Annotated in this window: 7 protein-coding genes; 2 read left to right on the top strand and 5 right to left on the bottom strand. The window is 44.9% G+C overall.

From position 1 onward, the window contains the following. From JG770_RS10680 to sleB, 5 genes are all read right to left on the bottom strand, one after another. On the bottom strand, positions 1–73 hold a 73-nt coding region (locus JG770_RS10680), incomplete at its 3' end, for an RRXRR domain-containing protein (protein ID WP_363321006.1). Positions 74–519: 446 nt separating this feature from the next. Continuing rightward, on the bottom strand, positions 520–1,467 hold the full coding sequence (locus tag JG770_RS10520; protein ID WP_291958760.1) for a DUF4846 domain-containing protein: 948 nt from the start codon (positions 1,465–1,467) through the stop codon (positions 520–522). A 320-nt stretch (positions 1,468–1,787) separates the two neighbouring features. Continuing rightward, positions 1,788–1,970, bottom strand: a complete 183-nt coding sequence (locus tag JG770_RS10515) for a small, acid-soluble spore protein, alpha/beta type (RefSeq protein ID WP_291958757.1) — start codon at positions 1,968–1,970, stop codon at positions 1,788–1,790. 106 nt (positions 1,971–2,076) lie between these two features. After that, on the bottom strand, positions 2,077–3,429 hold the full coding sequence (gene ypeB, locus JG770_RS10510; protein ID WP_291958755.1) for a germination protein YpeB: 1,353 nt from the start codon (positions 3,427–3,429) through the stop codon (positions 2,077–2,079). Between the two features lie 15 nt (positions 3,430–3,444). Next, positions 3,445–4,089 carry a spore cortex-lytic enzyme gene (sleB, locus tag JG770_RS10505; protein ID WP_291958762.1) on the bottom strand — a complete coding sequence of 215 codons (645 nt, stop codon included), beginning with the start codon at positions 4,087–4,089 and terminating at the stop codon, positions 3,445–3,447. Between the two features lie 270 nt (positions 4,090–4,359). Between sleB and spoIIR the strand changes: the two genes are divergently transcribed. Both spoIIR and JG770_RS10495 read left to right on the top strand, forming a co-directional pair. Beyond that, the gene (spoIIR, locus tag JG770_RS10500; protein ID WP_291958753.1) at positions 4,360–4,935 is read left to right on the top strand and encodes a stage II sporulation protein R; all 576 of its coding nucleotides are present in this window, start codon (positions 4,360–4,362) and stop codon (positions 4,933–4,935) included. Between the two features lie 29 nt (positions 4,936–4,964). Then, positions 4,965–6,301: aminotransferase class I/II-fold pyridoxal phosphate-dependent enzyme (locus JG770_RS10495; RefSeq protein ID WP_291958751.1), on the top strand; the 1,337-nt coding region annotated here is incomplete at its 3' end.

Raw genomic sequence — 6,301 nt, 5'->3', positions numbered from 1 at the left:
GTTCTCTAGCCCTGGCGGGATGACAGGGCATAAGCGGTTGCTTGTTTTTATCCAACACAAAGACTTTTTGCATGGAAGTTACCTTCCTTTCTCCTTAATTGGGTAATGTGAGCCTCGCCAATGTTATTCCGGCTTTTTGCGTTCGACACACTGGCTTCGTCCCCGTACGCCTGTTTAATGCCGAACGACAGAGCCTGGAACTGGCTCTTGCATTCCAGGGTGTCTTGACCGGAATAACGTAGCCCGTCAAGGGCTGAGGCTGGTCAACTTCGAGGCTTCATGCCTCCGTCTTTAGACGGGGGTAGTTGACTTAGGTATCCTTTCTACTAAATGGCAAGCCACTATTTCTTCTCCCAAAGGGATCAATGATGGTTCCTTAAATAAACCCCCTTGCGGAATTTTGGCAAACAGTTTTTACAATAAAATTATATACTTTCTACAAATTTTATGCAATAGTGAAAGAGATTGTCCACCAATTTCCCTGTCCGATTTTTTACGGCTGCTACTTCCAGTGTTAGCTTAATTTGCAAAACGCTTAAGGTCGGTCTTCTTAAAGGACCATTCGGGGGTGAGCAAGGTTTCACCGAACTTGCTCGAGTACCATGGGCTTATTAGAGGTTCTTGCATATTTTTCAGAAGCTGTATATCCTGTGCGGGCATATAGCTTTGAGCCAGCATAAACAGCCTCTCTCCAGTCTGGGCGCGTTCGGCCATATCCACGACTATGACGCAATGGCCGGGACTTCCCCCTTGTATGAACACATCCCCGATCTCCATGTCCTCTATCGCAACGGGTTGCAGTTCTTTCGATAAAGACAATGTGCCGGCGTAAGCGAACACCATATCGAGATACTCCCGAAAGCTGGAATAATCATCGGAATAGCTTGAGGTCTTAGTCCATCTCACGTTATTGCCGGATACTGCTATCCTGTAGCCCTGCATCCATTTGCTGTATTGCGCATTAAAGCCGTTCGTGAAGTTGAAATGTATCCTGTCATATTCCTTCTGGTTAAAGAGATACTCCGCCCGCAAGCGGATCACCGCGTCGGCGCATTGCTGCAGATCCCTGTCCCCTATATCCATATCGATCACCGCTTCATATACGCCACGGCTTTTTTCTCTTCCATCATAATATCTGACCTTTGAGCCATGAGGTTTCAAAGGAAGCGTCCTTAAGTAATGGCCGAATGACCCCTCTTCAGCTCTAACGCGCTCGAAGCCTTCAGGCGTGTTTACTCTGCTTTCTATTGTCTCCCCAGCCGCGTTTATAAGCGAAGTTTCGGGTCGTTGGCTTTGATCCGGGAGGGAATTTGTTTCGTTGGGCATTTCCTCCGAAACATTCGGTTCCGGCGGCTTATCGGCTGAATCCTTGGCATGTTGAGCATCGCTTTCGCAAGCGGAAAGGATTATCAGTGTTGCAACGATAAGTACAATCCTTTTCCCAATGCCTGATCGTTTAATGTTCATAACAAAATCCCCCTTTATATCCAGTATGCTTGGAACATTTTTATTATATTCCATATTTACATAAATATCAATAAATATCATGCAGCATATCAACAACCTTTCGTATGCTTTCATCGGGGACTTCCAGCGCACCGCGCAATCTATCTAATATGCTGCTGATTTCAGCTAATCTATCAAAATCCAACTTAGGTTCACCTTTACATGGACCACAAACGATTCCTATGGATATGATAAGACCTTAACGTTGCCTGCGATCGATCCTGATAAAGAACGGCAATTTAATAGAGAAACGGGAGGCTAAAGCCTCCCGTTTCTCTATGCTATTTGGTGGAATTCTGCAGGTTTTTTTCGGCATATTCGATAGCCTTCGCTACCAAATTACCGCAATTTCTGGAGCTCACGCCGCCCCAGCCTTCATTTTGTACCGTCTCATATACACCGAGTTCCTTAGCCAATTCCATCTTAAGCCCATCAGACATTAAGCTGTGATTCCTTCTAGCCATAATTCTGCGCCTCCGATCACTTATGATGTTGGCGTTGCAACTGTTCGCTGATCAGCTCGATATTAGTGTGGCTCACCTCGCTTTATTTATCCTGATAAAATATTTCCTAAATGGTTAAGACACCGTTATTAGTAGTCAATATTTTTAATATATTTTCTTCATTCCCATTTAAGGCATTTATATATACAAGATATTGTTCGCCGGCAAATTCAGCTTTAAATTCATAGGTCAGCACTTCATTTTTAGCCGGCGTCGGTATAACGGCCAAGCGAGCTGATTTTATGCTCAGCCTATCGCTGACAAATTCGCGGGCTTCTTGTTCTGTAAGCGATGGTTTGTCCAGCTTACGCTGCGTATGCGACATAAGATATCCAGTTCCTTCAAAACCGACTATATTGCCATCGCCCATTGAAACTTTTACCTTTATAAGATCGGGATATACTATGACATTATCCTGTTTATAGGCGAAATTTATTATGGCTATGCCGTTATAATGCTGCGCGTAAGTAACTGTCATATCCTTATATCCTTTTTCTTCTAAAAAGGCGCTGGCCCTGTCCGTAGCCTGCTGCACGGTTAAGTTTTGTTTCGGTGCTGTTGCCGAACTGGTCATCCACACTACCTCACCGCCCTTTTTGCTTATATTTATATAAATATGCGGTCGGGAGGCATTTTTGGGCGTTACCTCCATATTCCATGTAGGTATGGTGCCTTTATCCTCGCCTATCTTTTTTATAGATGCTATAACGTCTTTCCCTATAAAGTTCTCAGCTATCTTTTGAGCCTGTTCATAGGATACGCTTTTGTCGGTCAATCCCAAAGGTTCGCGCCGCTCTACGCTTTCTGAAAATGGGCCGTCGTATATGAGGCTCGGATAATCCATCATGGTTTTTTCTATATCCTCAAAATGACTATCTACTGTGGGCGCTTCCTGATTATTCAATGTGCGGCCGCCTTTTTGCATTATCTCGCTCCACGATATATGATTGGCACTTACATCCTGCTCAAGGGCCAGAAGCTGCGATTTCATATCAGCGCTATAGTTATGCAATTCCTCAAGTTTACGCCATTCTTCCGCACTTATGGGCTTGCCTTTGGTGGCGTTGCGTGCCAAATAATACGAAAAATCGCCTATTTGATTCAGAAATTTAGCCGTATTATCCAACGCTATATGAGATATGGGCAATTGCCCCAATGAGTCGCCCGCGCTTTCAGCCTGTCTCCATATATCGGTAAGTATAAGCGAATATTGGGCAGGTGTGGCAGTAGCCATGAGCTTCGACATATTGCCTTCTATGCTTTGCGTATAAGAAACGAGATTATAAAAAGACTTTTCGTAAATATTTTCCATATATATGTTATACTGCTGTTTTTGGCGATATTGGTCATATCCCCATAGACTTACTACTGCAAGTGCCGTCGCAAGGATCATAGGTAATATCCAATGCCTTCGTTTCATTTATATAACCTCCTTTTATCTGGCAAATCTGTGTTTGCCTATCACCGTTATAACCGGCCGGCTCCATATCCATCCGCTGGTAGTCTTGGCCGGATTATAGTAATAGAGCGCTCCACCTGACGGATCCCATCCATTCAAGGCATCCACTGCGGCATTTATCGACTCTTGATCAGGATCTAGCCACATCTGACCATCGGCCACTGCTGTAAAAGCCCCCGGTTGATATATAACACCGGCGATGGTATTTGGAAATTTCGGGCTTTCCACACGGTTCAAGACAACGGCGCCTACCGCTACTTTGCCTGTATAAGGTTCTCCTCTGGCCTCACCATGTATCAGTCTTGCCAATAGCAATACGTCATTGCGATTTGACCCGCCGCGTGAAGGCGTATAAGCTGTAGATGACTTGCCCGTATTCAGGCTGACACCCATAGCTGCCGCTGTAGCCGAGCCGACTACTCCATCAACCTTCAGGCCGTTTTTCCTTTGAAATAGTTGTACCGCTGCAAATGTCTTCGGCCCATAGGAAGCATCTACAGGCCCATCATAGTATCCCCATTGTTTCAGCTTACGTTGGACTTCAGCTACCTTATCGCCTTTAGCACCATAGTATAGATTGCCGGTTTGCGCCTCAGCCAATTTCGGTATCTCAAAGCACATAAGCGTTGTGCTTATAATGGTTATAAGCACCGCCAGGCTTAAAATGGCATATCGTTTTTTCAACCGTTTCACTCCTCAATTTAGTTTACGGTTATATTTTTTGTAATATATTATCTAATATACAGATATTCGATCTCTTATTGAATATATTTGTCTGAATGCCGTAAGCAGGAAAGTATTCACAGCCAAATAACGATATAAAAATGTTTAAAAAGGTAAATAACTGTTAATACTTCATATTAGTTAATATGATACCAAGGAGGAGCTAATGTGAGAGTAAAAAAACAGTTATTGGCCTTTGTTGTACTGGTTATAATAGCGGTGGCATTTTTGCATGCCGGCTATACGCCGGCATCGGCAGATACACCGCAGCTTAGCAGTGACAATATAATAAGATTTCATGTAATCGCTAATAGTGATTCGCCTGAGGACCAAGCGCTTAAGCTTAAAGTGCGCGATCGCATATTGAATGAATTGTATAATAGATTTGGTAGCGCAAACGACATAAATGAACAGCGCAAGGCTATAATGGACAACATGTCCTATATAGAAACTATAGCTAATGATGAGATAAAAAAATCCGGCAAGGATTATACTGCCAAAGCTTATTTCGGATACTATGATTTCCCTACTAAAGTTTATGGCGAGATGGTTTTCCCGTCCGGCACTTATGAGGCGTTAAGGGTCGTAATAGGGCAAGGAGAAGGTGCCAATTGGTGGTGCGTCATGTTTCCGCCGCTTTGTTTTATAGACACCGATCATGGCGTGGCACAGGAAGCTACGGAGATATCCCCGGAATCTCAGCCTGTGCTGCATTTGTCCCCTGATTGCGCTAATATTATATAGTTTATTAATAGAGGAAGGGGGCATGATACTTGCCGGATCAGAACGAAATGCCGCTTTTGGAGGCATTGAAAAAATATGTGGAGGATGGCGTTATACCATTCCATGTGCCGGGACATAAGCAAGGGCGCGGCGTGCCGCTGTGGCGCGAATATGTGGGCGCGCGGGTGCTGCAGATAGATGTCAACGGCATGGAGGACCTTGATAATATATGTAATCCTATAGGAGTCATAAAGCAATCGGAGCGTTTGATGGCCGAATTGTACGATGCCGACGATTGCTATTTTTTAGTTAACGGTACCACGCAAGGCGTACAGGCCATGATATTGGGAAGCTGTGAACCGGGAGACGAGATCATAGTACCCAGAAATGCTCATAAATCCACAATAGGAGCCTTTATACTAAGCGGCGCCGTGCCGGTATACATTACACCTGAAATAAACGAGGAGCTTGGAATAGCCATGGGCATGGACGTAGAAAGCGTGCAGAGGGCGGTGGAAAAGCATATCTATGCCAAAGCTATATTTGCTATAAACCCCACGTATTATGGCGTTGTGTCGGATATAAGAGCTATAACCGCCATAGCCCACGATAACGCCATGATGATGCTGGCCGACGAAGCCCATGGCGCCCACTTTCCATTCCACGATGAATTGCCCGAGCATGCCATGAAGGTGGGCGCTGATATGAGCTCGGTAAGCGTCCACAAGACGGGCGGTTCTATGACACAAAGCTCGATTTTATTGATTAAAGGCGAGGAAGCATGGGCTGCCAATATGAAAACTGTTTTAAATCTCACTCAGACTACCAGCGCCTCCTATGTGTTAATGGCTTCGCTGGATGCTGCCCGATATCAGTTAGCGCATGAAGGTACGCAACTTATAGATAAAGTGCTGCAATTAGCCCGTTATGCCCGCGATAAGATAAATCAAATAGACGGATTGTATGCTTTTGGGCAGGAGGTAGCAGGTACTCCCGGAAGCTTCGGCTTTGATGAAACCAAGCTGGGTATAAATGTAAGGCGGCTGGGTATAACAGGATATGAGATGGAATATATACTGCGCCATGAGCACAATATACAGGTGGAGATGGCTGATCTTTATAATATATTGGCTATAATAGGAATAGGCGACGATCAGCATACCATCGACCGCTTAATAGAAGCATTAAAGAAGGTGGCGCTTAAACAAGGTGTGCATCCCTTACGCAATAATACTTTGTTGCCATGTGCGCCTCATGTGGTAATATCGCCGCGTGAGGCTTATTACAGCCGCAAGCGTTCGATACGCCTTGAACAGGCGGTTGGCGAGATTAGCGGCGAGATGATAATGGCTTATCCGCCAGGTATTCCGGCCGTTTGTCCGGGAGA

Origin of the sequence: Mahella sp., from assembly GCF_020054945.1 — a bacterium.
In the GTDB taxonomy this organism is placed as follows: domain Bacteria; phylum Bacillota; class Clostridia; order Mahellales; family Mahellaceae; genus Mahella.
The sequence above is the reverse complement of the archived record's forward strand: the minus strand, read 5'-3'. Positions and strand labels throughout refer to the sequence as shown.